Origin of the sequence: Amycolatopsis australiensis (genome assembly GCF_900119165.1) — a bacterium.
Classification (GTDB): Bacteria; Actinomycetota; Actinomycetes; order Mycobacteriales; family Pseudonocardiaceae; genus Amycolatopsis; species Amycolatopsis australiensis.
Window position 1 is genome coordinate 6,195,807 of the sequence record NZ_FPJG01000006.1, and the last position, 25,692, is coordinate 6,221,498.

Below are 25,692 nucleotides of genomic sequence, written 5' to 3' on the forward strand. Positions count from 1 at the left end.
AATTCACATCGTGGGACTCACCCGGCGAGGTGCCCGCGCAGCGTCGAGCCGGTGTACTCGGTGCGGTACCGGCCCTTCGCCTGCAGGATCGGCACGACGTGGTCGACGAACGCGGCCAGCTCGTAGGGCAGCGTCGAGCCCATGATGGTGAACCCGTCGACGGCGCCGGCGTCCTGCCAGGTGAGCACGTGGGCGGCGAGCTGCTCGGGCGTGCCCACGAAGTGGACCTGGCCGGCTCCCCCGGTGACCTTCTGCGCGATCTCGCGCAGCGGGGCGCCGGGCCGTTCGCGCGCCGCCGCGGCGAGCTGCTGCAGCCTGCTCGATCCGGCGCCGTCGCGCACTTCGGCCGGCAAGGGGGCGTCCGGGTCGAACGCGTCCGGGTCGAGACCCGCGGTGTACAGCGCGTTCTGCCAGCGGAACTCGGGGCTGGCCAGCTCTTCCAGCCGTCCGGCCCGCGCCTTCGCCTCGGCCTCGGTGCCGCCCAGGGTCACCATCAGCGCGGGCAGTACCCGGACGTTCGCGGGGTTCCGGCCCGCAGCGGCGACCTGGGCGTCCAGCGCGGCGCGGAAGGCGACCGCCGCCTCGAGCGACGGCGGGCCGGAGAACACCAGCTCGGCGTACCGCGCCGCGAGCCCGATGCCGGCCGCCGACTGTCCCGCCTGGACGAGCACCGGCCGTCCCTGCGGCGACCGCGGGAACGGCAGCACGCCTTCGACGTCGTAGAACCGGCCGTGGAAGCGCGGCGCGTGCAGCTTGGCGCGGTCGGCCCACACGCCCTTCTCGCGGTCGCCGACGATCGCGTCGTCGTCCCAGCTGTCCCACACCCGGGTGACGGCCTCGACGAACTCGTGCGCGCGTTCGTACCGGTCGGCGTGGTCCGGGTGGGCGCGCTCGCCGAAGTTGGCCGCGGCCAGCGGGGTGATCGTGGTGACGATGTTCCAGCCGGCGCGCCCGCCGCTGAGGTGGTCGAGCGTGGCGAAGCGGCGGGCGAGCTCCCACGGCTTGCTGTAGGTGGTCGAGCCCGTGCCGATCAGCCCGATCCGCGTGGTGACCGCGGCCAGCGCGGAAAGCACGGCGACCGGGTCGAACTGAGTCTGCGGCAGGTGGGTGACGCGGTATTCGGCGATGGCGATGTTGTCGGCCAGGAAAACCGAGTCCATCAGCCCGCGTTCGGCGGTCTGGGCGATGCCGGCGTAGTACGGCAGCCCGAGCACTCCGCGCACGTCGTCGTCGACGACCCGCCACGCGGACTCGTGGTAGCCGTTGGGCCAGACGAAGGCGTTGAAGTGCAGCTGGTTCCCGCTCATCGGCCCGCTCCCGCCAGCACCGCGGCCGCGTCGGCGACGGTGCGGCCGTGCACGGCCGGGCGGCCGCCGTACGGGTCCTGCGCGGTCCACAGGTTCGTCGGCGCGGCCGCCCGCACGACGGGGACGACCTCCGCGGCGAAGCGTTCCAGCATGTCCAGCTGCCGCTCGTGCGGGATCATCGTCGGCAGGCTGAACGACTGCAGGTCGTGGCCGAAGGCTTCGTGCCACCACAGGATCTTCTCGGCGATCCGGCCCGGGCTGCCGACGAGGACGGGTCCGCGCTCGATGGCGTCGTCGATGGTCGGGAACTCCATCGCGTTGCCCGGCGTGTGGTTCCCGGGCTGGTTGAAGAAGGCGACGAGCTTTTCGTACGTCGGGCCGAACGCCTCCCGCGCCTCCTGCGTCGTGTCGGCCAGGTACAGGAAACCCGCGCCGGCGCCGACGAAGGCGTACCGCGGGTCGTGGCCGTGCCCGGCGTACTCCTTGCGGTAGTGGTCGATCAGGACGGTGTAGTTGTCGCGCGGCTGGATCGCGTTGGCGGAGAAGAGCGGGTCGCCCCACTTGGCGGCCAGCTCGGCGGAGGTGAGCGTGGTCGCGGAGCCGTGCCAGATCCGGGGCGCGCCGGCGAACGGGCGCGGCAGGCTGGTCACCTCGTGCAGCGGGCCGCGGAACCGGCCGCTCCAGGTGACGTCCTCTTCGCGCCAGAGCCGGCGCAGCAGCTCGTACTTCTCGGCGAGCGCGTCCCACTGGTCGCCGTTCTCGATGCCGAACATGGGCAGCTGGCGCAGCTCGTTGCCCTTGCCGACGACCAGCTCCAGCCGGCCGCGCGAGAGCTGGTCCACGGTGGCGTAGTCCTCGGCGGCCCGCAGCGGGTCCTGGATCGACAGGACCGAGACGCCGGTCTGGATCCGCACCCGGCTGGTGGTGGCGGCGATGGCGCCGAGCAGCACGGTGACGCCGCTGCTCAGGAAGTGACCGGCATGCCGTTCCCCGAGCGCGACGGCGTCGAAGCCGAACTCCTCGGCGTAGCGGGCGGAGGTGAGCGCTTGGGCGAAGCGCTCGTCGGTCCGGATCCGGCGACCGGTCACCGGGTTCGTCAGGTGAGGCAGGATGTCCAGCACCTGGAATCTCATGGCGGTCTCCGTCCGGGTCGTGGAACACGATCATCGTGCCGACACCGGCCGCGGTGGCGTCAAGTCGTTCCACGCAGCGGGCGTGCTTCGCGCCGCAGTGCCGGAGGTTCACACTCGCGGCATGACGATCGCGACGGCCGAGGTGCTCGAAGTCAGCATCCGGATCGACCTCACCGGCCGTCCCGGCGACGCGGCGCTGGTCGCCACCCGCCTGGCCACGGCGCTGGACGGCCTGGCGAGCGTCGACGTGACGGCCGTGCGGCCGCGGCAGGCCACGGACCCGTTGCTGCGCATCGAAACCGGGCCGCGCCGGGCGGTCCTGCTGGGCAGGCAGCTCACGCTGACCCGGCTGGAGTTCGACCTGCTGCGGTTCCTGCGCGCGCACCCGGACCGCGTCTTCACCCGCAGCGCGCTGAAGACGGCGCTGTGGCCGCGGCCGGACGGCAACGACCGGACGGTGGACGTGCACGTCCGCAAGCTGCGGGCGAAGCTCGAGCCGCACCTCGACCCGATCACCACGGTCCGCGGGATCGGGTACCGGTTCGAAGCCTCGGCGCCGGTGACCCTGGTTTGACCGCTCGGCCGCTTCCGGGGTTCAGGGCTTCCGCGCCACCACACCCGCGATCAGCCGCTGCGCCGCGTTGAGCGGCTTGAGGTTCGGCCCGTCCGGCCACCAGTCGGCCAGCAACGCGACCCCGGGCTCGACCGGCTCCAGCCCCGGCAGCAGTTCCCTGATCTCCTCCTCCGTGCGCGCGGTCGCGCCGCCGAGGGAGCCTCGGGCCACTGCTTCCTGGAACGCCGCCATCGTTTCGTGGTCTGCGCCTTCGCCCGGGTCGAACAGGTGCGAGATCGCCACGTAGGAGCCCGATGGCAGCGCGTCGACGTACTCGCGCATGATCTCCGCCGGGCGGTGGCGGTCTCCCTTGAAGTGGTGCAGGGTCGCCACGAACAGCAACGCCATCGGGCGCGTCCAGTCGAGGTGCTCGCGCACCACCTCGTGGTCCAGGATCGACTTCGGCTCGAAGATGTCTCCGGCCACGAACCGCGTGCGGTCGTTCTCCTCCAGCAGCGCCCGGCCGTGCGCGACGACCACCGGGTCGTTGTCGACGTACACCACCTTCGCCAGCTTCTCGACGCGCTGCACCACCTGGTGCACGTTCTCCGTCGTCGGCAGGCCGGACCCGCAGTCGAGGTACTGGTCGATCCCGGCCCGCTCGGCGAGGAACCGGCACACCCGGATGAGGTACCGGCGGTTCTCCAGCGCCAGGTCGGCGACCTCGGGCATCACCCGCCGCAGCCGCTCCACCTCGTCGCGGTCGACCTGGTAGTGGTCCTTCCCGCCGAGAATGTAGTCGTACATGCGCGCGACGCTGGCCCGGTTCGGATCGACCCCGACCGGCGTGTTCGCGCCGGCCCCCGCCTCGGATGACACAACCATCTCCCTGCGCTCGTGAAGATCGAAACCAGGGTAGTCGATTCACTCTATTCCGTGAAGGCGGGTTCGGGCCGGTGCGCCCGGTCGCGCTCCGCCCAGCGCACGACGGCCGGAACCGCCAGCCCGGTCGCGACGAAGAGACCGCCGACCACCCACCAGCCGGGTGTCCCCCAGGTGATGCACAGCGCGATCAGCACCGCCGGCCCCAGCGTCACGCCCAGGCCCAGCCCCATCCCGAACAGGCCCTGGTACTGCCCGACCGCGTGCGCCGGCGCGAGCGCGAACGACAGTTCGAACCCGCCCGCCGCCTGCCAGATCTCGCCGACCGTGTGCACGACCACCGCGGCGAGCAGGAGGACCAGGGCCAGCCACGCCGGCGCGCCCGCCATCGCCGCGATCGCCACGCAGGCGGCGAAGAACGCGAAGCCGGCGCGCCGGAACGCCACCGCGCCCGACCGCGTCGTCTCGATGCGGCGGCTCGCCCGGACCTGGAAGAACACGACGATGACGGTGTTGACCACCATCACGCCCGAGACCGTCCAGCCCGGCGCCGTCGTCCGGGCGACCAGCCACAGCGGGACCGCCGCCGTCAGCACCCGGTACTGGATCGCCATCACGCCGTCGAGCACGGTCAGCACGAGGTAGGGCCGATCCCGCAGGGCGACCCACCGCGGCCCGGTGCCCGCCGGTTTCGGCGGGACCGGCGGCAGGAAGAGGACGACGGCGGCGCTCGCCGCGTATGACACCGCGCTGCCCGCGATGAGCAGCAGGTAGGCGAACCGGGTGTCCGCCGCGACACCCCAGCCGGCCAGCAGCGCGCCCAGCGCGATGCCGAGGTTGGTCACCGAGCGCAGGTAGCCGCGGAACTCGGCGGGCCGGTCGCCGCCGTACTCCTGCACCAGGGGGCTGCGGGCGGCGGGCCCGGCGGTCTGGGCCGCCGCGCCGAGGCTCGCGAACACCACGAACGACCAGAACCCCTGCGCCAGGCACAGCCCCGCCATGGAGACGGCGCCGAGCACGAGCGTGAGCGCGTAGACCGGCCGCGCGCCGTGGCGGTCGGCGAGGTGCCCGAACGGGATCCCGGCCGACAGCGACACCGCGCCGGCGATCGTGAGCCCGGCGCCGACCTGCCCGGCGGGCAGCTGGACGACCCGGGTGAAGTACAGGACGCCGGCGGTGAGGTAGACACCGTAGCCGGTCATGGTGACCAGGGTCGCCACGGCGAGCAGCCGGGGCGGGCCGCCGCGGGGCAGGAGCGCGGGCATGGCAGGCCTTTCTCAGCGGTGGGACAGGGCGCTGGTGCGGTGGTGGACGCCGGTGCCGCGGCGGGGCGGTGCCGCGGTCCAGCGGCAGAGGCCGACGCCGAGGTTCATGCCGCCGCCGAACCCGGCCAGCAGCACGACGTCGCCGGTGCCGAGCGCGCCGGCGCGCTGGGCCGCGTCGAGGGTGATCGGCACGGACGCCGCGCCGGTGTTGGCGAACCGGTCGACGGTCAGGTGCAGGGCCGCGTTCGGCAGGTCGAGCGCGGCCGCCAGCTCGCGCAGCATGACGCCGTTGGCCTGGTGCGGCACGAGATGCCTCACCGCGGCCGGGGCCAGCCCGGTGTCGCGCACCGTCCCGGCGATCGCCGCCGGGACGTGTTCGGTGACGAACGCGCGCACGCCGCGGCCGTCCATCCGGAAGAAGTGCTCGCCGCCCAGGACCGAGCGCACCGACGCGGGCAGCCGGCTGCCGCCGGCGCGGACGCCGATGAGCCGGTGATCGTCGCCGTGTCCGCGCAGCCGCGTGCCGATGATGCCCCCTCCCGCCGGGACCGGGCCGAGCACGACCGCCCCCGCACCGTCACCGAACAGGATCGCGGTCCGGCGGTCACGCACGTCCAGGATGCGGGAGTAGATGTCGGCGCCGATCACCAGCGCGTGCCCGCCCGCGCGGCCGCGCAGGAGGCCGTGGGCCATCGCGAGGGCGTAGACGAACCCGCTGCACACGGCGTTGACGTCGGCGGCGCTCGCCGAGCGGGCGCCGATGAGGTGCTGGACCAGGCTGGCCGTGGCCGGCTGCGGGTGGTCCGGGGTCGAGGTGGCGACCACGATGTGGTCGACGTCGTCCGGGCTCAGGCCCGCCGCGAGCAGCGCCCGGTCGGCCGCGATGGCCGCGAGGTTGGAGGTGGCCTGCCCCGGCGCGGCGTGCCGTCGTTCGCGGATGCCGGTCTTGCGTTCGATCCACGCCGCGTCGACGCCGGCCGCCGGAGCGATCTCGGCGTTGGGCACGACGCGGTCGGGCAGGTAGGAGCCGGTGCCGATGATGCCGATGTCGGTCATGTCGTCCTCTGTCACGAAAGCGGTCAGCGGAAAGCGGTCAGCGCAGGGCCCACAGGCCCGGCAGGCGGCCGGGTTCGGGCTCCGGCACGAACTTCACCGAGTCCACGAGGTCGGCGGCCAGCGCGTGGGCGGCTTCGGCCGTGTCGGCGCCGACGACGACCAGCCCGACGCGGTCGCCGGAACGGTGGAGCGGCTTGATCTCGTCGCCGGGCCGCACGCTCAGCTCCGCGTGCAGGACCGCGGGGTGCGCGAGCACTTCGTCCCAGCCTTCGACGGCGGCGAGCCGTCCCGGCGGGGGCGTGAAGTACCGGACGGCCGCGCCCCGACTGGGCTCCGGCGGGATCCGCGGGAGCGGGCGGCCGAGCATGTCGTCGAAGACCAGCCCGTACAGCTCGAGGCCGGGGATGGCGTGGGCGAGCATGCGGTGGATCCAGTCGCCGCCGAAGCGGCCGTGCACCTCGCCGAGCACGACCCCGGCGGGGGTGAGCCACAGCTCGACGTGGAAGCCGCCGACGCGCAGCCCGAGCGTCTTCAGCGCCGCCGTGACCTGCTCTTCGATGTCCCGCCGCCGGGCGTCCGGCAGCGGCGCGGGCAGCACGTGCCCGGTTTCGACGAAGAACGGCGGCGGCACCTTCTCCTTCGCGGTGACGGCCAGGATCTTCGGCTCGCCGCCGAGGAAGACGCCCTCGACGCTGAACTCCGGCCCCTCGACGAACTGCTCGACGAGGAACGGTTTCGCGTCCGGCAGCAGCGCGATCGCCGCGGGCAGCCGGGCGGGCTCGGTCACCAGGCTCACGCCGGTGCTGCCCATGGCGTCCCGGGGCTTGACGATCCACGGGCCGGCGTGTTCGCGCAGGAACGCCTCCGCCTCGGCCCGGCCGGCGCACAGCCGGACGACCGGCTGCGGGAAGCCGGCGGCGGCCAGTGCTTCGCGGCAGGCGTCCTTGGTCCGGACGCGGTGCACGGCCTCGGGCGGGTTGCCCGGGGCGCCGACGGCTTCCGCCGTCTCCGCGACGGCGACCTGGGCCAGCTCCTGGAGGGCGTAGACGGCGTCGAAGCGCTCACCGGCTTCGGCACGGGCGCGGGCCCACGCGGCGGACTCGCCCGGCCGCAGGATGTCCACTGTGGACGTTTCGGCCGCCTTGCCGACGACGTCCGCCGTCGCGGCCAGGACCTCGGCGGTGTTGGTGACGTGCACGCGAAGGCCACGGGCCGCCGCCTGGGCCAGCGCCTCCGCGGCCATGTCCAGGCTGAAGCTCAGCGGCCGGGCGCCGCCGACGAACAGCAGGGTTTCGGGCATGGGTGGCTCCTTCAGGGATTCAGGGTGACGAGGACCTGGTCGGCGGTGACGCTGTCGCCCGTGGCGCAGGACAGCCGCTCGACCGTCCCGGCGAACGGCGCGAGGACGCGGTTCTCCATCTTCATCGCCTCGACGACCACGAGCAGCTCCCCCGCTTCGACCCGGGACCCGGGCCGGCACGCCACGCCGACGACGACCCCCGGCATCGGCGTGCGCACCGCGCCGTCGGACCCTTCGCCGCCGCCCTCCTCGAACGTGCGGCGGGCCAGGGCGACGCGGTGGCCGCCGACGACGATCTCGCAGCCGTGCGCGGTGGGCAAACCCGTCCAGCGGGTGGTCCCGGCCGTGCCGTGGAAGAGCCCGTCCGCCGCCCGGCGGGCGACGACGGTGAAGCGGCGGCCGCCGGTTTCGACGTGCAGCCCGGCGTGGTCGCGGGCCAGCAGCCGGGCCTCGCGGTCGCGGCCGCCGTGCCGCAGGACGACGCGCCCGAGCGGGGCTTCCGGGTCGAGCGCGGCGCGGTCGAACGCCCCGATCGTGCCGGTCCACGGCGACGCGGCCGCGGCCCGGTCCGGTACCGCCATCGCCGCCGCGCACGCGAGGGCCACGGCGGCCCGGTCGGGCGAGGCGGGCCGGGCGGCGAAGGCGTCGACGAGGTGCGTGTCGACCCGGCCGTCGGCGACCCGCGGTTCGGTGAGCAGCTCGGCGAGGAAGCCGAGGTTCGTGGTCAGCCCGACGAGCGTGGTCTCGCCGATCGCCGCCCGCAGCCGGGCGAGCGCCGCCGCCCGGTCCGGTCCGGCGGCCACGAGCTTCGCGACCATCGGGTCGTAGAACCCGGGTACCGCCCCGGCGTCGTCGAAGGCGGCCTCGACCCGCACGTCCGACGGCCACCGGACGGCTTCGGCGCGGCCCGGCGCCGGCCGGAACCCGTGCTCGGGATCCTCGGCGTAGACCCGGCACTCGATCGCGTGCCCGGTGGCGCGGATCTGCCACTGCGGCAGCGGGAGCGGCTCGCCGTCGGCGACGCGCAGCTGCCACTCGACGAGGTCCAGCCCGGTGATCTCCTCGGTGACCGGGTGCTCGACCTGCAGCCGCGTGTTGACCTCCAGGAAGAAGAACCGCCCGTCGCCGTCGAGGATGAACTCGAACGTGCCCGCGCCGACGTAGCCGAGCGCGGTGGCCCCGCGCACCGCCGCGTCGAGCAGGGCGTGCCGCGTCGGCGGGGGCAGGTGCGGGGCCGGCGCCTCCTCGACGATCTTCTGGTGCCGCCGCTGCAGCGAGCACTCCCGTTCGAAGAGGTGGACGACGTTGCCGTGCCGGTCGCCGAAGACCTGCACTTCGATGTGCCGCGGCGCGGCGACGTACCGTTCGGCCAGCAGCCGCCCGTCGCCGAAGCCGGCGCGGCCCAGCCGGACCGCCTCTTCGACGGCGGCGGGCAGCTCGGCTTCGTCGCGCACCACCCGCATGCCCTTGCCGCCGCCACCGGCGACCGGCTTGAGGATCACCGGGTACCCGATCCGGCGCGCGTCGGCGAGCAGGACGTCCGCGGATTCCGTCGCGTGCGCGGAGCCCGGCAGCACCGGCACCCCGGCCGCGGCCATCAGCTCCCGGGCGCGGGCCTTGTCGCCCATCGCCGCGATGGTGGCCGCGTCGGGCCCGACGTAGACCAGCCCGGCCTCGGTGACGCGGGCGGCGAACTCCGGGTTCTCGGACAGGAACCCGTAGCCGGGGTGGACGGCGTCGCAGCCGGTGCGCAGCGCCGCGTCGACCACCGCGTCGATGTCCAGGTAGCTCTCCCGGGCCGGCGCGGGTCCGATGTGGACGGTCTCGGCCGCGCCCTCGAGGTGCGCCGCCCCGGCGTCCGCGGCCGAGTGCACCGCGACGTGGTCGACGCCGAGCCGGCGGCAGGTGCGCGCGATCCGGCGGGCGATCTCCCCGCGGTTGGCGATCAGCACACGTTTCGGCATCGTCCCCTCACATCCTGAAGACCCCGAAGCGGGTCTCCCGCTTCGGCGCGTCGGCGGCCATGGCCAGGCACAGCGCCAGCCAGTCCCGCGTCTCGACCGGGTCCACGACGGCGTCGACCCACAGCCGGGCCGCGTAGTACAGCGGCTGCGCCTGCCGTTCGTAGGCGGCGAGGATCGGCTCGCGGATCTCCGCCTCCTCTTCGGGCGTCAGCTCGCGGCCCTCCTTGGCGAGCTGGTCGCCGCGGATCAGCGTCATCACCTTGGCCGTCTGCTCGGCGCCGACGACCGTGGAGCGCGCGCTCGGCCACATCGCCATCAGCTGCGAGCCCATCGACCGGCCGCACATGGCGAAGTTGCCGGCGCCGTAGCTGCCGCCGATCACCAGGCTGAACTTCGGCACCTTGGCGCACGAAACGGCGTTGACCAGCTTCGCGCCGTGCTTGGTGATCCCGCCGGCCTCGTACTCGGCACCCACCATGAACCCGTTGATGTTGTGCAGGAACAGCAGCGGGAGGTCCCGCTGGGCGCACACCTCGATGAAGTTCGCGGCCTTCTGCGCGCTCTCGGAGAACAGGACGCCGTCGTTGATCAGCACGCCGGCCGGGTAGCCGCCGATGTGGCCGGTCCCGCACACGATCGTCGGGCCGAACCGGGCGCGGTACTCGGTGAACTCGCTGTCGTCCAGCAGCCGCGCGAGGACTTCGCGGGCCGGGATGTGCTCCTTGAGCCCGGCGCTGACCACACCCGGCAGCTCGGCGGGGTCGTACTTCGGCGGCCGGGGTTCCCGCGGCGGCGGCGACAGCGGTGGCCGCGGGCTGCGCGCGGCCAGGTCGCGCAGGATTTCGAGGGCGTGCTCGTCGTTTTCGGCGAGGTGGTCGGCGACCCCGGTGACACGGGTGTGCAGGTCGGCGCCGCCGAGGGTCTCGGCGTCGACGACCTCGCCGGTCGCCGCGCGCACCAGCTGGGGCCCGCCGAGGAACACCGTGCCGGTGCCGCGGACCATCACCGTCTCGTCGCACATCGCCGGGATGTACGCGCCGCCCGCGGTGCACGACCCGAGCACGGCGGCCAGCTGGGGCAGCCCCTCGGCCGACAGCTCGGCGATGTTCCGGAAGATCCGGCCGAGGTGGTCCTCGTCCGGGAAGAGGTCTTCCTGCAGCGGCAGGAAGACCCCGCCGGAGTCGACGAGGTAGATGCAGCCGAGGCCGTTCTCGCGGGCGATCTTCTGCCCGCGCAGGTGCTTGCGGACGCCGAGCGGGAAGTACGTGCCGCCCTTCACCGTCGCGTCGTTGGCGAAGACCATGAACGGACGCCCGGCCACGATCCCCACGCCCACGACGAGCGCGGCCGACGGCACCGGCTCGTCGTACACCTCGTGCGCGGCGAGCTGCCCGATCTCCAGCAGCGGGGTCCCCGGATCGAGCAGCCGCGCGACACGCTGCCGGGCGGTCAGCTTGCCGCGCGCGGCGTGCTTGCGGCGGGCCTTCTCGCTGCCGCCGGCCAGCGCCGCCGCCCGGGCCCTGGCGATCACCTCGCGGTTGGCCTCGAAGTCCTCGGCGTTGCGGCGGAACCCGGCCGACGCGACGTCGACGTGCGAGCGCAGCGCCGTCACGCCTCCCCCAGTTTGCCGAGGAGGGCGGCGAACCGCTCGATCTCCGCGGTGGTCATGCCGGCGCGCAGCATGATCCGCAGGCCCGCCTTGCCGCGGCCGATGATCGGGAAGAAGATCGGCGAGGCGTAGAAGCCGTGGCGGAACAGGTCCTGCGCGAGGCGGACGGTCGCGTCCTCCGAGCCCACCCGCACGAACCGGATCGGCAGCCCGTCGCCGCGTTCCCCGGTCTCGACCAGGCGGTCGAAGAGGGCGATGTTGTCCTGCAGCCGCTGCTGCAGGCGGGTCAGCTCGTCGGTGCGGTGCAGCTCCGCCGACGCGAGCACGCCGCCGAGGCCCGCGGTGTTGATCCGCTGCGACCACATGAGCGGGCCGCCGTTGCGCTGCGCGGTGTCCAGCCGCCACTGCGAGCCGCGGCGGCCGAGGAAGATCGCGCCGCCGGACGCGCCGAAGCCCTTGTTCAGCGAGGTGATGACGATCGTGCGGTCGTTGATCTGCCCGAGCTCTTCCAGCACGACGCCGCGGCCGCGCCTGCCCACCGTCGAAATGCCGTGGGCCTCGTCGAAAACGAGGAACAGGCCGTACTTCTCCTGCAGGCGGAGCAGTTCCCCGACCGGCGCCTGTCCCCCGGTGCTGTAGACGCCGTCGGCGACGTAGGCGACGCGCTTGTGCTGCTTGCACAGGGCTTCGAGGGCTTCGACGTCGTTGTGCGGCACGACGGCGACCTCGGTCTCGTCCGCGACGCTCGGTTTCATGGCGTTGAGGCAGAAGTGCGCGTTCTTGTCGAACACCATCAGCGGCGGCTCGTCCTCGGTGAACAGGCCGGAGGCGACCAGCGGCAGCGTCGCCCACGCGGCGGCGGCGCACGAGTTGACCGTCACGGCTTCGACGTCGAACAGCTCCGACAGCGCCGCCTCGGCGTCCTTCAGCGCCCCGAACCGCACCCGCATCCGGGACGTCGAGGTGTTCAGCGCGCCTTCGGCGAGCACGGCGTCGGCCGCGGCCCGCACCAGCTTCGGGTGGGTGTCGAGGCCGAGGTAGGAGTAGGACGACATGTTGACGAACTCGTGGCCGTCGGCGAGCGTGCGGTGGCGGCCGTCGCCCAGGCCGGCCACGACGACGTCGAACAGGCCCGCCTTGTCGGTGACGTCCCAGAAGCCGTCGCTGATCCGGGCGGACTTCTTGATGTTGAGGAACGAGTGCATCGGGTTCTCCTGGCTCAGTAGGTGTGGAAGCCGCGGCCGGTCTTGCGGCCCAGGTGGCCGGCCTCGACCAGCCGGGACAGCGACGGCGGAGCGGCGTACCGGGGCTCCTTGAACTCCTCGTGCAGCGCGGCCGCGATGGCGGCGACGACGTCGAGCCCGATCAGGTCGGCCAGCCGCAGCGGGCCCAGCGGGTGCGCGCAGCCCAGCTCCATCGCGCGGTCGACGTCTTCGGCCGGGCAGTACCCGGTGTCGACCATGCGGATCGCCGCCAGCAGGTACGGGATCAGCAGGGCGTTGACGACGAACCCGCTGCGGTCGGCGACGGTGACGGCCCGGCGGTCGAGGGCGTGCTCGGCGAAGGCGGTCACCTGCTCGGTCACGTCGGCGGCCGTCGGCAGCGCCGGGACCACCTCGACCAGCTGCATGGCCGTGACCGGGTTGAAGAAGTGCAGGCCGATCACGCGGTCCGGGCGCGTGGTCGCCGCGGCGAGCCGGGTGATCGCGATCGCCGAGGTCGTGCTGGCCAGGATCGTCGCGTCGCCGGCGATCTTGTCGAGCGTGGCGAAGAGGCCGAGCTTGAGCGGCTCGTCCTCGGGGATCGCCTCGATCACCAGGTCGCGGTCGCCGAGTTCGGCCAGGTCCGTGCCGACGCTGATGCGCGCCAGCGCGGCGTCGCGCTCGGCGCGTGTCAGCTTGCCCTTCTCGACGCCGCGGTCGAATGACGCCGCGATCCGCGCCGGCGCCGACGTCAGCGACGACTCGCGGGACACCGCCAGCCGCACGTCGAGTCCCCGGGTCGCGCAGAGCTGCGCGATCCCGGCCCCCATCGTGCCCGAGCCGACCACGCCGACCCGGGTGATTCCGTTCGCACCCACTTGTTTCCCCGCATTCTGCCGGGCCGTCACATTCGCGGCCCGGCGGGAAGGAGCTGTCCGTTCAGGAACGAAATGCCCGTTCGTTCTCACGAAAGGGCGTACCGGCTTCGCCGGATCGAAGGCACGCCGATGTCCGGGGCGGATCGCTCCGCGCCGAATTCGCCGTGGTACCCCCGTGCCCCGGTTCACTTCACCCCAGCCGTGGCGTTCGCCAGTCTGCCCATGCGGGGTGCCGCGGCGCCATGGGGGCCACTCCCCCGACTTTTCCGCCCGCCCCCCAGCCGGCACCCGGATTCCCGGCGAACAGGGCAAATCCTGCGGCCATGGCCGGACAACGGCGATGGACTGGACCACCGATGCGGCCGGGGTCACGGCCACGGCGCGGGACCCGGCGGCGCCGGATCCGTGTCAACCTCCGAACGGAGGATCCGGCAGGCCGCCACGCCCGGCGTCCCGGCCGGGAAACCTGGGGGAACCGGCCCCATGCCCTTCTCGGAACACCGTTCGGTTTTCGCCGCGGGCGAATTCCAGCATTCGGTCCGGCTTGGCGCCGGCCCCGCCGTCGGGTATATCCGACAAGGGCCATCACGGAGCGGCCGGAGAGCTGGGGGATCAATTCGATGCGCGAATGCGATTATTCCGATGATCATGCGTTTTTCCCGGGTGGCCGCCGGGCATGCTGATCCGCTCGCCGGAGCTGGTCGGCCGGGCCGGGGAGCTGCGGGAGCTGAGCCGGGCCTTCGACGACGCGCTGGCCGGGCGCGGCCGGGCGGTCTTCCTCGCCGGGGAGAGCGGGATCGGCAAGTCGCGGCTCGCGCGCGAGGCGGCGGCCCGCGCGGCCGGCCGCGGCGCCCGCGTGCTGCGCGGGCAGGGCAGCACGGTCGGCCCGGTGGTGCCGTTCCGGCCGCTGGCCGAGGCCCTGCTGTCGCTGACGCGGGACGCCGAACCGGTCGACGTCGGCGAGCTCGGCCCGTACCTGCCCGCGCTGGGCGTGCTGGTGCCGGACTGGCGCTGCGCCGCGGCGGACGAGCCCGCGCCGCCGCTGCTGGTCGTCGCCGAAGCGGTGCTGCGGCTGCTGGCCGTCGTGGGCCGGGCCGGCGGGTGCGTGCTCGTCCTCGACGACCTGCACGACGCCGACGCGGAGACGCTGTTCGTGCTGGAGTACCTGCTCGGCAACCTGGAGTCCGCCCGCGTGCTGCTGATCGGCACGATCCGCGACGACGCCTCCGCCGCCCGCGACATCGCCCGCTCCGCCGCCCGGCGCGGTGCCTGCACCCTGCGCACCCTGCCCCGGCTGGGCGGCGAGGCCGTGCACGAGCTCGTCGCGGCGTGCCTGGGCACCGACCGCGCCCGCGTGCCCGCCGAGACGGCGGCCCACCTGGGCCGGCTCAGCGCCGGGATCCCGTTCCTGCTCGAAGAGCTGCTGCACGAGCTGGTCCACGACCGGGTGCTGACCGAGCGGCCGGCGGGCTGGCGCCTGGCGGACACGCCGACCGGGGCCGTGCCCGCCGCGCTGGCCGGCAGCATCGCCACGCGCACCGCCCGGCTCGGGCCCGAGGGGGCCGCGCTGCTGGCCGTCGCGGCGGTGCTCGGTCCCCGGTTCTCCGCGCCGGTGGTGCAGCGGGCCGCCGGCGCCGACGACCGGACCATGGCGGCGTTCCTCGACGCCGCGGCCGACGCGCGGCTCGTCGAGCCGGACCCGGCGGCCGTCGGGTGGTACACGTTCGGGCACCCGCTGACGGCCGAAGCGGTGCTGACGCAGCTGGGCCCGACGCGGCGGGCGGAGCTGGCCCGGCTGGCCGCCGACGCCGTCGAGCTGCTGCATCCGGGGCTGCCCGGCGACTGGTGCGCCCTGGCCGCGGAGCTGCGGCAGCTCGCGGGCGACCGGGCCGCGGCCGGACGGCTGTTCGCCGACGCCGGGCGGCGGGCGCTCGAGACGGCGGCGGCCGGTGCCGCGGTCAGCCTGCTCACCCGCGCCGACGCGGTGCTGACCGAAAGCCCGGACCTGCCCCTGCGCGGCGCCGTCCTGGAGTCGCTGGTGCACGCCCTCGGCGAGACCGGGCAGGCCGATCGCGCCTTCGCGCTGGCCGCCCGGTTCTCCGAGGTCGGGCTGTTCGACCGGGCGGCGGTGCTGCACGCCCGGCTGGCCTGGGCCGCGCTGCTTGCCGGGCGGACCGCGGACGGCCTCGCCCAGGTCACCGCGGCCCGCACCCGCCGCGGGCCGGACCGGCAGCGCGCGGCGATCGACGCCGTGCACGCGCTTCTGCTGCTGGAACTGCCCGGGCGCGCGGCCGAGGCCGGGCAGCTGGCCACCGCCGCGCTCGCGCAGGCCGAGCGGCACGACGACCCCGTGGCCACCTGCCAGGCGTTGCTCGCGCTCGGCGTCCTCACGCGCGAGCGGGACCCGGACGCCGCGCGCGGCCACCTCGACCGGGCCCGGCGGCTCACGGAGTCCCGGCGGATGCCGTTGTGGCGCACGCACGTGCTGCTCCGGCTGGGTGAGCACGTCGCGCTGACGGACGGGGACACCGGCGGGCTGGTGCTGGCCCGGCAGCACGCCGAGCGCGGCGGCTCGGTGGCCGCGGCCCGCGCGGCCGACGTCGCGATCACGCTGTACGGGCCGGTACTGGGCGGGGATTTCGGCGCCGCCGAGCACCGGCTTTCCACGCTGGCCCACGGCGACGTCGTGCGGGCCGTGTGCGCCGCGCACCGCGCGGACCGCCCGCGCATGGCGGAGGCGATCGCCGCGGTCCGCGCCGCCGGCGGTGACCACCACCCGGACCTCGCCCTGTGCCTGGGGCTGGCGCAGGCGTTCTGCGCGTTGCTGGAGGAGGACCGCGACCGGGCCCGGCGCGACCTGAAGCTCGCCCGCGCGCACGAGCCCGGCGGCTCGCCGCTGTCCGGGCAGCACGGGCTGGCGCTGCTGCTGGACGTTCTCGCCGGCGACGCCGAACCGGACGCCGCGGCGGCACCGGCGGCCCGGCTGCGCTGGAACCGGCAGTTCACCGCGCTGGCGCAGGCGGTCTGGCACGGGCGGCAAGGCGACACGGCCGCCGCGGAGGCCGCGGCGAAGGAGGCCCGCGAAGCGGCGTACCCGTACCGGATGGCCGCGCACCTCGGTGCCCGGCTGGTCGCCGAAGCCGCACTCGCCGACGGCTGGGGCGACCCGGTCCCGTGGCTGCGTGCGGCGGAGGAGTACTTCCACGACGCGGCGATCCCGGCCGTCGCGGCGGCCTGCCGCACGCTGCTGCGCCGGGCGGGCGAGCCGGTCCGGCAGCGGCGGCCGGGCCTGCACCACCTGCCGCGCGAACTGCGCGAGGCGGGGGTCACGGTCCGCGAGTACGACGTCTTCCGGCTGCTGGCCCACCGGCTCGGCAACACCGACATCGCCCGCCGCCTGCTGATCTCGCCGAAGACGGTGGAAAAGCACGTGTCGAGCTTGATGACGAAGACGAAACTGCCGGACCGCGTGACGCTGTTCGACTACGCGGCGACGCTCAGCTCCTGACCGGTGTCCACAAAGGACGTCCTACTCCGCCGGCACCCCGAACGCCGCCTGCCCCGCGGCACGCCGGTACGGCTCCACCGTCGCGCGTTGCTCGGCCGCGCGGGCGAGCAGGCGGTCGAAGTCGATGTCCGGGAGCCGGGTACGCAGGCCGGCGAGGTCGGCGAGGGTCGTCCACAGCGTCCGCTTGCCGTCGATGCCCATGGCGAGTGCTTCGAGCTCCCAGAACCGGCTCAGCGGGGAGTACCCGCGAAGGCGGCCGTTGAGTTTCAGCCGCCCGGCGCGTTCGGCGGCCACCGCGGCGGCGACCTTGAGCGGGTTGGGCCGCACCCGCAGCCGGCCCATGATCCGTTCGTAGGACCGGACGTCCTCGGCGATGGCGTCGGCGAGACCGGCCAGCACGGTGCCGAGCTCCGTACCGCGGTTGTGGTCCCGCGCGCGGCGGGCCAGCTCGCGCCACGTGACGCCGAGGGCCAGCTGGTCCCGTAGGTAGATGGCGAGATATTCGTCCATGGAAGGCAGCTACCCGTTCCGGCGCCCGCCAACCCGATCCGTGTGGTCTCCCCTCGCGGGGGTACCCGGACGGTCCTGCCCCGAGGATGGAGGACCCGATGGCGCCGGAACCACTGCGCAGGCTGCTGGCACTGGCCGTGGGCTGCGTCGCGCTCGCGGGCGTGACGTGCCTGGCCGCCGCTGATCGGCACGCGCCGGTGTCGGCCGGGAGGGCGCACGGCATCGCGATCGAAGGCCACCTGGCGACCACGGCGGACGTCCGCTCCGACGTCCGGCACGGCTGACGCACGGAAACTTCCCGGCGGTCCGGAGGTTCTCCGCACCTCGGACGGGTACGCGCGCCTCGACGCCCGCCGAGCCCGCGGAGGAACCATGAGTCCCAGCCAGCCGCTTTCCCCGACCCGCGGGCCCGGCCGTGCCGCCCGCGCGGCCGCCACAGCCGCCGGAAACGCCGACCGGCGGCTGCACGCCGCCGCCGGCCTGCGCCGCCAGCTCACCAAGGTCTTCCCGACGCACTGGTCGTTCCTGCTCGGCGAAGTCGCGCTCTACAGCTTCCTCGTGCTGCTGCTCAGCGGCGTCTACCTGACCCTGTTCTTCGACCCGTCGATGCAGGAGGTGACCTACCACGGCGCCTACGCCGACCTCCGCGGCGTCCCGATGTCCCGGGCTTTCGCCACCACCCTCGACCTGTCGTTCGAGGTGCGCGGCGGCCTCTTCGTGCGGCAGCTGCACCACTGGGCGGCGCTGATCTTCGTCGGCGCGATGATGGTGCACATGCTCCGGATCTTCTTCACCGGAGCGTTCCGCCGTCCCCGCGAAGCCAACTGGGTGATCGGCGCGCTGCTGCTGATCCTCGGCATGTTCGAGGGGTTCTTCGGCTACTCGCTGCCCGACGACCTGCTCTCCGGCACCGGCATCCGCGCCACGCTGTCCGGGATCGTGCTGTCGCTGCCGGTGATCGGCACCTGGCTGCACTGGGCCCTCTTCGGCGGTGAGTTCCCCGGCGACGTCATCATCCCCCGGCTCTACGCCATCCACATCCTGCTGCTGCCGGGGATCATGCTCGCGCTCGTCGGCGTGCACCTCGCGCTGGTCTGGTACCAGAAGCACACCCAGTTCCCCGGTGTGCGGCGGAAGGAGACCAACGTCGTCGGCGTCCGGATCCTGCCGGTGTTCGCCCTCAAGGGCGGCGCCTTCTTCGCCGTCGTCACCGCCGTCCTCGCCCTGATGTCCGGGCTGTTCCAGATCAACCCGGTCTGGAAGTTCGGGCCCTACGACCCGTCGAAGGTCTCCGCCGGTTCCCAGCCCGACTGGTACATGGGGTTCGCCGACGGGCTGCTGCGCGTCTACCCGCCGTGGGAGCTGTTCCCCGGCAACCACACCATCCCGCAGCCGTTCTTCGCCGGTGTCCTGGGCATGACCGTGCTGTTCACCGCCCTGATCGGCTACCCGTGGATCGAACGGCGCCTCTCCGGCGACACCGCGCACCACAACCTCGTCCAGCGTCCCCGTGACGTCCCGGTCCGCACCGGCATCGGCATGATGGCACTGGCCCTCTACGGCGTCCTGACGCTTTCGTCGTTCAACGACATCATCGCCCTGCAGTTCGACGTCTCCCTCAACGCGACGACCTGGGCCGGGCGCATCGGTCTGCTGCTCGCCCCGCCGGTCGCGTACCTGGTCACCTACCGCGTGTGCCTCGCGCTGCAGCGCGCCGACCGCGAAGTCCTGGAGCACGGCATGGAAACCGGCATCATCACGCGCGCGCCGTCCGGCTCGTACGCCGAGATCCACCAGCCGCTCGACGGCCAGGCGCTCACCTACCAGGGCGCGTCCGTCCCGAAGAAGCCGAACAAGCTCGGCGCGGCGGGGCACCCGGTACCGGGCAGCCTGCTGCGGCCCGATCCCCCGGAGGAGACCGCCGCCCTGGAGGCGGCCGCCCGTCGCGGCGAGCTGCGCCACGGCCTGGGCGGCGACCCGGGCGGGGAGGGGCGGTGACGACCCCGCCCGGGCCCGGCGGCACGGCGATGCCGTCACGCTGGCAGATCGACGTGCTCGTGTACGAGGAAACGTCCTCCTACCCGGTGCTGCTCCTGCAACCCGGCCACCCCGGCGACCACGGCCGGCTGCACGGGATCCTGCGCCGGGCCGGGCTCGCCGCGCCGACGGCGTGGGAGTGGGAGCGCGGTCTCTGGCCGCTGGCCGCCGGCTGCCGCGTGGAGCTGTCCGACGGCCCGGCCGCGGTCACGGTGCACGCCGGCGGCTACCGCCTCACGGTCGGCTTCGAGCTGGTCGAAGCACCGCTGCCGTGGCTGACCGCCGCCCGACGTCAGCAGCAGGTGCTGTTCGTGCTGCTGCCGCCGGGACCACCGGCGGACGCGCTGATCGCCGACGACGCCAGCCTGATGCACACGGCGGCGGAACGAGCCGCCTGCCTGGCGGGGACGATCCCGCTGGATCCGGGCTTCCGCCGAAGCCCCGATCGTGGCCGGAGCGGTTGACCCGCCGCGGGTGGGGTAGCCAGCCCGGTATGACGCGACAGCAATCCGCACCCCATCGGGCCTTGGACGCCGTCGAAGAAGCGCGGGCCCTCGACGGTCCCGCGGCTCAGCTCACCCGGCGGCTGCGCAAGCCGGCTGCGAGCGCCGTCGGCGGATTGCTGCGCGGGCGCTGGCTGGGGCACCCGCTGCACCCGATCGCGGTAACGGTGCCGATCGGCGCGTGGCTGTGCTCGGCGGCCTTCGACCTCGTGCCGGGACGGCACGAGGAGGCACGACGGCTGGTGGGAGCCGGCCTGCTGGCCGCACCACCGGCGATCGTGCTGGGCTTGGCGGACTACGCGGACCTGGACGTCCGCCAGCAGCGCGTCGGCCTGGTCCACGCGGCGTGCAACACGGTGGCCATCGCCCTGTTCGGCGCGTCGTACCAGGCCCGCCGGCGCGGCCGCCACGCCCGCGGCAAGCTGCTGGGCGCCCTCGGCCTGGCGACGGCCGGCGCGGGCGGTGCACTCGGTGGCCACCTGGCGTACGCGCAGGGCGCCGGAGTCTTCCGCTGGCAGCCGCTCGACGCCGAGCCCGCCGAGATGGCCGGTCCCGACCCGACGGCACCGCGGAACCCCGCCTGACCCGCGACGCACCGTCGCAGTCCGGACGAGCGGTGGCGGTCCGGCCGGTGCCTGGGCCGCCCGAACCGGCCGCCGCGGCGATGGGTCCGGCCGCCCGAGGTAACCACGGTGGCTGCCGGAACACTCGGGGCAGGCCACCCAGGCGGCGGACTTCGCGATACGCGCCTCCACTCCGGACTCTCCGACGCCGAGCCCGGATCGGGATCAGCTCACCGTCACCCGCCCGTGCCACTCAGCCGCGGGCCAGGCGTCTCGCCACCGCGAACCCCGTGCCCAGCAGGACCGCGCCACCGGTGATCCACGGCCACAGCGGCATCGCGCCGTCGGCCGCCGGACTCGTCATCGCCGCCGTCACCGGCACCGCCGATCCCGGGCCCGCCACCGTCAACCGGAACGGCACCGTGCCCGACACCGGGTGCCCGTCGGCCGACGTCACCCGGTAGTGGATCGTGTAATCGCCCGCCGGGCCCAGCGGACGCACCGGTGCCGAGACCTTGGCGTCCACAATGGACGCCGGACCGGCCTCCCAGTGCGATGTCCCGTCAGGGCCGAGCACCCCCAGCTCGGTGAACTGGTTCTCCACGGGCTCGTTGAACACGAGCACCACTTCGGCCGGCGACGCGGCCACGGCCGCGTCGGCCGCCGGCGAACTGGACACCAGCACGCTGTGCGCGTCCGCCGGGGGCGCGCCGAGCAGAGCCACGCACGCCGCGGCCGCCAGCGTGACGACGATCCGGGCGGGGCAGGACAACCGGGAAGCCATGATTTCCTCGCGGGAGCACTCGGGGAGCAGGAATTCGAGAACACTAGCGAGCACATCCCGGACGCCGACGGGTAACCGTGAAACGGCTGCGTTAACCAATTCTCACCGCCACCGTCCGAGAACCGGACAAAACGGTCTGCTACTCCACCGGTTCGCCACCCGGGCCACCCACTCGGCGTAGCAAACCGGCCGTACGGCGGAGCAACTCACCGCGTCGAGCCGTCTGCCGCCCGGCCGACTTTACCTGTCCTTCACGTACGGATCACGCCAGGAAACGTGAGTGCTGGTTTTCTGCTCACCGCATCCCGTTCTTTCCCCACCGCTCCGGCATTCCGGCGGATTCCCATTCCCGGACGAGCGGATCCCGCGTTCTTTGGAGGACGAAACCGTGCGAGGAGCCGCCCTGCGCCGTGACCACGTCATCGCCGCCGGCCTGGCCGGTGCTGTCGTGATCGTCGTCGGCTACGCGTCCGGCATCGGCCTGCGCCCCGGCGGTGCCGCCGACGCGGCCACCCCGCCGCCGGTCGCGGACGGCGGGCACCCGGCCACCGCCGACACCCCCGGCGCGGCACCCCTTCCCTCGGCGCTGCCCCCGTCGGCCGTCGCGGTGCCGCCGCTGCCCGCGGTACCCGTCGGCGACCAGCCGGCCGCGGCGATGCCGTCCGTCCCGGGCGACGTCGCCGCGACCCCGGCTCCGGGCGTTCCGGGGACACCGGGGACACCGGTTACGCCCGATCCGCCGCCACCCGAGCCGCCGCAACCCCCGACGTCGACGCTCCCGCCACCGCCGCCACCGGGCACCGCGGTTCCCGCCTGCCAACCCGGTGCGGCGCAACAGGTCCTGGGCACCGTCGGCGGCCTGCCGCTGCTCGGCGCGGTGACCACCGGCCTCGGCGTCACCGGCCCGGACGGGCTCGGCGCGCTCGTCCTCGGCTACTGCCGCACCGCCGACGCCGGCCTCGAGCCCGCGATGGTGCCCGCCGCCGCCGTCGGGATCCCGGCCGTCCCGAGTGGACGGTGAGCGTGGACTCCGTCAAGGCGTGGTACGTGCTCGCCCGTGCCGTCGACTACACGGGCCTCACGCTGTTCGCCGGCGGCCTGCTGTTCGTGGCGGTGCTGTGGCCCGCGGGCGCCGGGCACCGCGGGACCCGGACGGTGCTCGGCACGGGCTGGGTCCTCGGCCTGCTCGGCACGGTCGCCGGGCTCGGGCTGCAGGCGGCGTGGGCCGCCCAGCGCCCGCCCGGGGACTTCCTGGCGCTCGACCTGCTCACCCAGGCGCTCGGCAGCCAGTTCGGCCGCGTCTGGTTCTCCCGGGCACTGCTCTGGCTGCTCGCCGGCGTCGTGCTGGCGTGGCTGCTGCAGCGCGGCCGCGACGCCGCGAAGGCGGTGGCGTGGCGCGCCGGGGCCGGCGCCGTCGTGCTGGGCCTGCTGCGCACGACCGGCCTCACCGGCCACGCGGCCGAAAGCACCCGGCCGTGGCTGAGCCAGCTCGCCGACCTCGCCCACCTCGCGGGCGCGTGCGCGTGGATCGGCGGCCTCGCCGTGCTGCTCTTCGGCGTCCTGGCCCGGCGCGACCCCGGGGAGCTCGCCTCGGTGGTCCCGCGCTATTCGAAGCTGGCGATGGTCTCGGTCACCGTCGTGGTGGCCGCGGGCGTGGCCCTCGCCTGGCAGACCGTCGGCGGCTTCGGACGGCTGTTCGCCACCGCCTACGGGCAGACCCTGCTGGTCAAGCTGGCCGTGCTCGCCGTCGTGCTCCTCGCCGCGCAGGCCAGCCGCGCCTGGGTCGGCCGCCGCCTCGACTTCGCGGTGGTCCTGCGCGGGGACGCCCGCACGGTCCGCCCGTTCGTCCACTCCGTCGCCGCCGAGACCACGCTCGTGATCGTGGTCCTCCTCGCGGCGAGCTTCCTCGTCACGGCCAGTCCCGGCCGCTGATCGCGCACCCTGCGAAAGGAGTCCTTCAATGGACAACCCCCGATCCGCCCCCGAACAGCCGGAGGCGGCGCGGCGACGGCGGCACTGGCCGGTCGCCGTGGCGATCCTCGCCCTGGCAACGGCGTTGTTCAGCCTCGCCACGCTCCGCGGCGGGCCCAGCGAGTCGGCCGCTCCCGCGTCCGCCACGAACGTCGACCTCGCCGCGCTGGCGAAGCAGAGCCCGCTGGCCGTCCCGCTGTACCAGGGCCTGGAACAGCAGCAGGCGGCGGCACCCGCGGCCCCCGCCGCGCCGGCCGGGTCGGCGAAGTCGGTCGAGGCCATGGGCTACAAGTTCACCCCGGCGAGCCTGACCATCTCGGTCGGCGACACGGTGACCTGGACCAACCACGACACCGCGCCGCACAACATCGTCGTCACCGACGGGCCGGAGAAGTTCACCTCCCCGACGCTGCAGACCGGGCAGACGTTCAGCCACACCTTCACCAAGGCCGGGACCTACTCCTACTACTGCTCGATCCACCCGGACATGAAGGCCACCGTGACCGTCACCGGCTCCGCGCCGACCAGCGCCCCGCCGACCACCGCCCCGCCCACGTCGGCCCCGACGTCCGCGCCGAGCCACTCGATGCCGATGCCGTCCACCCCGACCGGCGGCGGCTCCTGCGTGCCGAAGTCGGTGCTGCAGCCGATCATCGACCACGTCAAGAGCGCGCACCTGGAGACCTCACCCGGTCAGCAGGTGCAGGACATCCTCAACCTCGACCAGTACATCAAGACCCACACGGTGTGGCTGGAAACGGTGCTCGCGCCGGCGTTCGACGGCTCGGCGGGCCAGGTCGTCACCGACACGCTCGCGCCGATCGTCGCGCACATCAAGAGCGCGCACCTCGAGGAGTCGCTGGGCCAGCAGGTGAGCGACCTGCTCAACCTGGACCAGTACATCAAGACGCACACGGTGTGGCTCGAGAACGTGCTCACCCCGCTGCTGAACCAGGCGAGCTGCTGACCCGCGATCCCGTCCCGGCGGCCCGGCCGGCGTCGACCGGCCGGGCCGCCAACCCCGTGGAGAAACCCATGCCCGACACCGAAGTGCTGCCCGCCGTCACGACCTTCACCCTGCGGCGCGACCGCTGTGTCGCCGAACCGTCGATCCGCCTGCTGGGCCTGCCATTGCTGCGCGCCAGGCTGACCGCCACCGGCGGGCACTTCGACGACCTGGACCTCACGGTCGTCCTCGACGCGGCGTCGCTGCGCCCCGGCGTCAAGCCGCTGCGCCGCCCACTGACCGGAAGGCGGGGCCTGCGCGCCGCCGACCACCCGGCCATCACGTTCACCGGCGACGTCGAGCCGGACGGCGGCACGATCGACGTCGCCGGTCGGCTCGAGGTGGCCGGGACGAGCCGGGACCTGCGCCTGCGCGGCGACCTCCGGCACGTCGGCGACGACCGGGTCCTCTTGTGGCTCAAGGGGTTCCTGCCCGCGCCGCGCCGGAAACCACGCGGCCTCGGTCCGCTCGCGCGGCTGGTGGCCACCCGGCGGATCCACGTCGAGTTCGCCGCGGAGTTCGTCCGATGAGGCGTGTCGCCGCCCTCGCCGCGGCCGGGCTGTTCGTCGTGCTGCACGCGGTCCTCGCCGCGCCACCGGCCCGGGCCGCGACCCAGCAGGTGATGATGGCGGACTACGCGTTCAGCCCGGCCGCCCTGACCGTGCACGTCGGGGACACGGTCACGTGGATGCAGCACGACCAGGCCCCGCACGACGCGACGACCACGAGCGCGCCGGTCGCGTTCCGCAGCCCGCAGCTGTCGCAGGGGCAGAGCTGGAGCTACACCTTCCGCACCCCGGGCACCTACGCCTACTACTGCTCGGTGCACCCGGACATGCGGGCCACGGTGACGGTCCTGCCCGCGGAGACGTCCGCGGCCCAGCCGAAGCCCACGCGGGCGCCGGCCACGCAGAGCCCGCCGAAACAGCAGCAGGCGACCGCGGCGGCGGTTCCGGCGACGGTCCCGGCAGGGGTACCGGCGGCGACGACCGGCCCGGCCCAACCGGCCCCGGCGTCCAGCGCGGCAGCGCCCGCTTCGGCGGCACCGGAGACGGCCGCCCCGGCGGTCGCGGCGGCGACGGCGCCTTCGCTGGACCCGATGCTGCTCGTCGCCGGGCTGGTCACCGGGGTCGCCGTGCTGTGCCTGCTGCTCCTCGGCTCGCGCCACGCGTCGTGAAGGCTTCCCCGACAGCCCGCCGTCCAACCACTCGATGCGCGTGTCCACGTGGGCGGTGGCGCTCGGCGCGGTGCACGACGCGGAGTTCGATCCGGAGCTGCTGTTCGTCGCGGCGATGCTGCACGACGTCGGGCTGGCGGCGGAGTTCGACAGCCACACCAGGCCGTTCGAGGAGGCGGGCGGGCACGTGACGTGGGTGTCCGCGGCGGGCGCGGGCCGGCACATGTGGCCGGACGTGGGCCCGGGGCTTCCTGCTTTCCCGCGCGGCGGCACCGGACATCGCCGGACGCGACGCGGCCACGCTCCCGGCGGGCTTCCGGACGGAAGTGCTGGAGCGCTATCCGCGCCTGGATCTGGTGGCGGAGTTCCTCGGCTGCTTCCGCGACCAGGCGGCCCGCAAGCCGGAAAGCCCGGCGGCCGCGGCGTCCGCAACACCTCGGGCGCCGATCTCGACCGGCGCCTGGAAGATGCGCCCGAGCACCGG

General features: G+C 74.2%; 23 protein-coding genes and 1 pseudogene. 12 read left to right on the top strand and 12 right to left on the bottom strand.

The genetic code is table 11. From position 1 onward, the window contains the following. Positions 1-17: 17 nt before the first annotated feature. Both BT341_RS30295 and BT341_RS30300 read right to left on the bottom strand, forming a co-directional pair. Entirely contained in the window at positions 18-1,307 is a 1,290-nt protein-coding gene (locus BT341_RS30295) for an NtaA/DmoA family FMN-dependent monooxygenase (protein WP_072479516.1), read from the bottom strand. Further along, positions 1,304-2,440 (bottom strand): LLM class flavin-dependent oxidoreductase, encoded by a 1,137-nt coding sequence (locus tag BT341_RS30300; RefSeq protein WP_072479517.1) that lies wholly within the window; start codon positions 2,438-2,440, stop codon positions 1,304-1,306. Before BT341_RS30300 ends, BT341_RS30295 begins: the two co-directional genes overlap by 4 nt. Before the next feature lie 121 nt (positions 2,441-2,561). Between BT341_RS30300 and BT341_RS30305 the strand changes: the two genes are divergently transcribed. Then, positions 2,562-3,014, top strand: coding sequence for a winged helix-turn-helix domain-containing protein (locus BT341_RS30305; protein ID WP_072482265.1), 453 nt, complete (start codon positions 2,562-2,564; stop codon positions 3,012-3,014). Between the two features lie 21 nt (positions 3,015-3,035). On the opposite strand, the gene BT341_RS30310 is transcribed toward BT341_RS30305, so the two are convergent. From BT341_RS30310 to BT341_RS30345, 8 genes are read right to left on the bottom strand one after another with little or no spacing between them, the layout of a single operon-like run. Then, on the bottom strand, positions 3,036-3,878 hold the full coding sequence (locus BT341_RS30310) for an SAM-dependent methyltransferase (protein ID WP_072479518.1): 843 nt from the start codon (positions 3,876-3,878) through the stop codon (positions 3,036-3,038). A 44-nt stretch (positions 3,879-3,922) separates the two neighbouring features. After that, positions 3,923-5,140 (bottom strand): MFS transporter, encoded by a 1,218-nt coding sequence (locus tag BT341_RS30315; RefSeq protein ID WP_072479519.1) that lies wholly within the window; start codon positions 5,138-5,140, stop codon positions 3,923-3,925. A 12-nt stretch (positions 5,141-5,152) separates the two neighbouring features. Then, positions 5,153-6,196: a 3-oxoacyl-ACP synthase III family protein gene (locus BT341_RS30320; RefSeq protein WP_072479520.1), complete on the bottom strand. Its 1,044-nt coding sequence runs from the start codon at positions 6,194-6,196 to the stop codon at positions 5,153-5,155. A 37-nt stretch (positions 6,197-6,233) separates the two neighbouring features. Beyond that, positions 6,234-7,496, bottom strand: a complete 1,263-nt coding sequence (locus BT341_RS30325; protein WP_072479521.1) for an ATP-grasp domain-containing protein — start codon at positions 7,494-7,496, stop codon at positions 6,234-6,236. 11 nt (positions 7,497-7,507) lie between these two features. Further along, positions 7,508-9,460: an acetyl/propionyl/methylcrotonyl-CoA carboxylase subunit alpha gene (locus BT341_RS30330; protein ID WP_072479522.1), complete on the bottom strand. Its 1,953-nt coding sequence runs from the start codon at positions 9,458-9,460 to the stop codon at positions 7,508-7,510. Between the two features lie 7 nt (positions 9,461-9,467). Further along, positions 9,468-11,072, bottom strand: coding sequence for a carboxyl transferase domain-containing protein (locus tag BT341_RS30335; RefSeq protein ID WP_072479523.1), 1,605 nt, complete (start codon positions 11,070-11,072; stop codon positions 9,468-9,470). After that, positions 11,069-12,274, bottom strand: a complete 1,206-nt coding sequence (locus tag BT341_RS30340; RefSeq protein ID WP_072479524.1) for an 8-amino-7-oxononanoate synthase family protein — start codon at positions 12,272-12,274, stop codon at positions 11,069-11,071. The genes BT341_RS30335 and BT341_RS30340 overlap by 4 nt, the downstream gene beginning before the upstream one ends. A 14-nt stretch (positions 12,275-12,288) precedes the next feature. Then, a complete protein-coding gene (locus BT341_RS30345; RefSeq protein WP_072479525.1) occupies positions 12,289-13,149 on the bottom strand; it encodes a 3-hydroxybutyryl-CoA dehydrogenase in 861 nt (286 codons plus the stop codon). A 676-nt stretch (positions 13,150-13,825) separates the two neighbouring features. On the opposite strand from BT341_RS30345, the gene BT341_RS30350 reads away from it, so the two are divergent. Beyond that, positions 13,826-16,657: a helix-turn-helix transcriptional regulator gene (locus tag BT341_RS30350; protein WP_072479526.1), complete on the top strand. Its 2,832-nt coding sequence runs from the start codon at positions 13,826-13,828 to the stop codon at positions 16,655-16,657. A 21-nt stretch (positions 16,658-16,678) separates the two neighbouring features. Here the strand turns inward: BT341_RS30350 and BT341_RS30355 are convergent, their stop codons facing one another. Beyond that, a complete protein-coding gene (locus BT341_RS30355; RefSeq protein ID WP_072479527.1) occupies positions 16,679-17,167 on the bottom strand; it encodes a hypothetical protein in 489 nt (162 codons plus the stop codon). A 98-nt stretch (positions 17,168-17,265) separates the two neighbouring features. Between BT341_RS30355 and BT341_RS30360 the strand changes: the two genes are divergently transcribed. From BT341_RS30360 to BT341_RS30375, 4 genes are all read left to right on the top strand, one after another. Further along, the gene (locus BT341_RS30360; protein WP_072479528.1) at positions 17,266-17,451 is read left to right on the top strand and encodes a hypothetical protein; all 186 of its coding nucleotides are present in this window, start codon (positions 17,266-17,268) and stop codon (positions 17,449-17,451) included. 88 nt (positions 17,452-17,539) lie between these two features. Further along, positions 17,540-19,165 carry a cytochrome bc1 complex cytochrome b subunit gene (gene qcrB / locus BT341_RS30365; RefSeq protein ID WP_072479529.1) on the top strand — a complete coding sequence of 542 codons (1,626 nt, stop codon included), beginning with the start codon at positions 17,540-17,542 and terminating at the stop codon, positions 19,163-19,165. Further along, complete coding sequence (locus tag BT341_RS30370) at positions 19,162-19,668, top strand: hypothetical protein (protein WP_072479530.1); 507 nt, start codon at positions 19,162-19,164, stop codon at positions 19,666-19,668. The genes qcrB and BT341_RS30370 overlap by 4 nt, the downstream gene beginning before the upstream one ends. A 29-nt stretch (positions 19,669-19,697) precedes the next feature. Continuing rightward, complete coding sequence (locus tag BT341_RS30375) at positions 19,698-20,291, top strand: DUF2231 domain-containing protein (protein WP_072479531.1); 594 nt, start codon at positions 19,698-19,700, stop codon at positions 20,289-20,291. Positions 20,292-20,523: 232 nt separating this feature from the next. Here the strand turns inward: BT341_RS30375 and BT341_RS30380 are convergent, their stop codons facing one another. After that, positions 20,524-21,054, bottom strand: coding sequence for a copper resistance CopC family protein (locus BT341_RS30380; RefSeq protein WP_072479532.1), 531 nt, complete (start codon positions 21,052-21,054; stop codon positions 20,524-20,526). 388 nt (positions 21,055-21,442) lie between these two features. Here BT341_RS30380 and BT341_RS30385 point away from each other — a divergent pair, with 388 nt between their 5' ends. The 6 genes and pseudogenes from BT341_RS30385 to BT341_RS46770 form a co-directional block, all read left to right on the top strand. Beyond that, positions 21,443-22,075, top strand: coding sequence for a hypothetical protein (locus BT341_RS30385; protein ID WP_072482266.1), 633 nt, complete (start codon positions 21,443-21,445; stop codon positions 22,073-22,075). Between the two features lie 2 nt (positions 22,076-22,077). Beyond that, positions 22,078-22,986, top strand: a complete 909-nt coding sequence (locus tag BT341_RS30390) for a copper resistance D family protein (RefSeq protein WP_072479533.1) — start codon at positions 22,078-22,080, stop codon at positions 22,984-22,986. A 28-nt stretch (positions 22,987-23,014) separates the two neighbouring features. Further along, positions 23,015-23,992, top strand: a complete 978-nt coding sequence (locus tag BT341_RS30395; protein ID WP_072479534.1) for a cupredoxin domain-containing protein — start codon at positions 23,015-23,017, stop codon at positions 23,990-23,992. A gap of 68 nt (positions 23,993-24,060) precedes the next feature. Next, positions 24,061-24,561: a YceI family protein gene (locus BT341_RS30400; RefSeq protein WP_072479535.1), complete on the top strand. Its 501-nt coding sequence runs from the start codon at positions 24,061-24,063 to the stop codon at positions 24,559-24,561. Continuing rightward, positions 24,558-25,208 (top strand): cupredoxin domain-containing protein, encoded by a 651-nt coding sequence (locus tag BT341_RS30405; RefSeq protein WP_072479536.1) that lies wholly within the window; start codon positions 24,558-24,560, stop codon positions 25,206-25,208. Before BT341_RS30400 ends, BT341_RS30405 begins: the two co-directional genes overlap by 4 nt. A 34-nt stretch (positions 25,209-25,242) precedes the next feature. Further along, positions 25,243-25,341, top strand: a pseudogene (locus BT341_RS46770) (HD domain-containing protein); the annotation flags it as partial. Positions 25,342-25,692: the final 351 nt, after the last annotated feature.

Coding starts and splice junctions, on each gene's coding strand:
- BT341_RS30295 (WP_072479516.1), bottom strand. CDS start 1,307: ATGAGCGGGAACCAGCTGCACTTCAACGCCTTCGTCTGGCCCAACGGC.
- BT341_RS30300 (WP_072479517.1), bottom strand. CDS start 2,440: ATGAGATTCCAGGTGCTGGACATCCTGCCTCACCTGACGAACCCGGTG.
- BT341_RS30305 (WP_072482265.1), top strand. CDS start 2,562: ATGACGATCGCGACGGCCGAGGTGCTCGAAGTCAGCATCCGGATCGAC.
- BT341_RS30310 (WP_072479518.1), bottom strand. CDS start 3,878: ATGGTTGTGTCATCCGAGGCGGGGGCCGGCGCGAACACGCCGGTCGGG.
- BT341_RS30315 (WP_072479519.1), bottom strand. CDS start 5,140: ATGCCCGCGCTCCTGCCCCGCGGCGGCCCGCCCCGGCTGCTCGCCGTG.
- BT341_RS30320 (WP_072479520.1), bottom strand. CDS start 6,196: ATGACCGACATCGGCATCATCGGCACCGGCTCCTACCTGCCCGACCGC.
- BT341_RS30325 (WP_072479521.1), bottom strand. CDS start 7,496: ATGCCCGAAACCCTGCTGTTCGTCGGCGGCGCCCGGCCGCTGAGCTTC.
- BT341_RS30330 (WP_072479522.1), bottom strand. CDS start 9,460: ATGCCGAAACGTGTGCTGATCGCCAACCGCGGGGAGATCGCCCGCCGG.
- BT341_RS30340 (WP_072479524.1), bottom strand. CDS start 12,274: ATGCACTCGTTCCTCAACATCAAGAAGTCCGCCCGGATCAGCGACGGC.
- BT341_RS30350 (WP_072479526.1), top strand. CDS start 13,826: ATGCTGATCCGCTCGCCGGAGCTGGTCGGCCGGGCCGGGGAGCTGCGG.
- BT341_RS30355 (WP_072479527.1), bottom strand. CDS start 17,167: ATGGACGAATATCTCGCCATCTACCTACGGGACCAGCTGGCCCTCGGC.
- BT341_RS30360 (WP_072479528.1), top strand. CDS start 17,266: ATGGCGCCGGAACCACTGCGCAGGCTGCTGGCACTGGCCGTGGGCTGC.
- qcrB (WP_072479529.1), top strand. CDS start 17,540: ATGAGTCCCAGCCAGCCGCTTTCCCCGACCCGCGGGCCCGGCCGTGCC.
- BT341_RS30375 (WP_072479531.1), top strand. CDS start 19,698: ATGACGCGACAGCAATCCGCACCCCATCGGGCCTTGGACGCCGTCGAA.
- BT341_RS30380 (WP_072479532.1), bottom strand. CDS start 21,054: ATGGCTTCCCGGTTGTCCTGCCCCGCCCGGATCGTCGTCACGCTGGCG.
- BT341_RS30395 (WP_072479534.1), top strand. CDS start 23,015: ATGGACAACCCCCGATCCGCCCCCGAACAGCCGGAGGCGGCGCGGCGA.
- BT341_RS30400 (WP_072479535.1), top strand. CDS start 24,061: ATGCCCGACACCGAAGTGCTGCCCGCCGTCACGACCTTCACCCTGCGG.
- BT341_RS30405 (WP_072479536.1), top strand. CDS start 24,558: ATGAGGCGTGTCGCCGCCCTCGCCGCGGCCGGGCTGTTCGTCGTGCTG.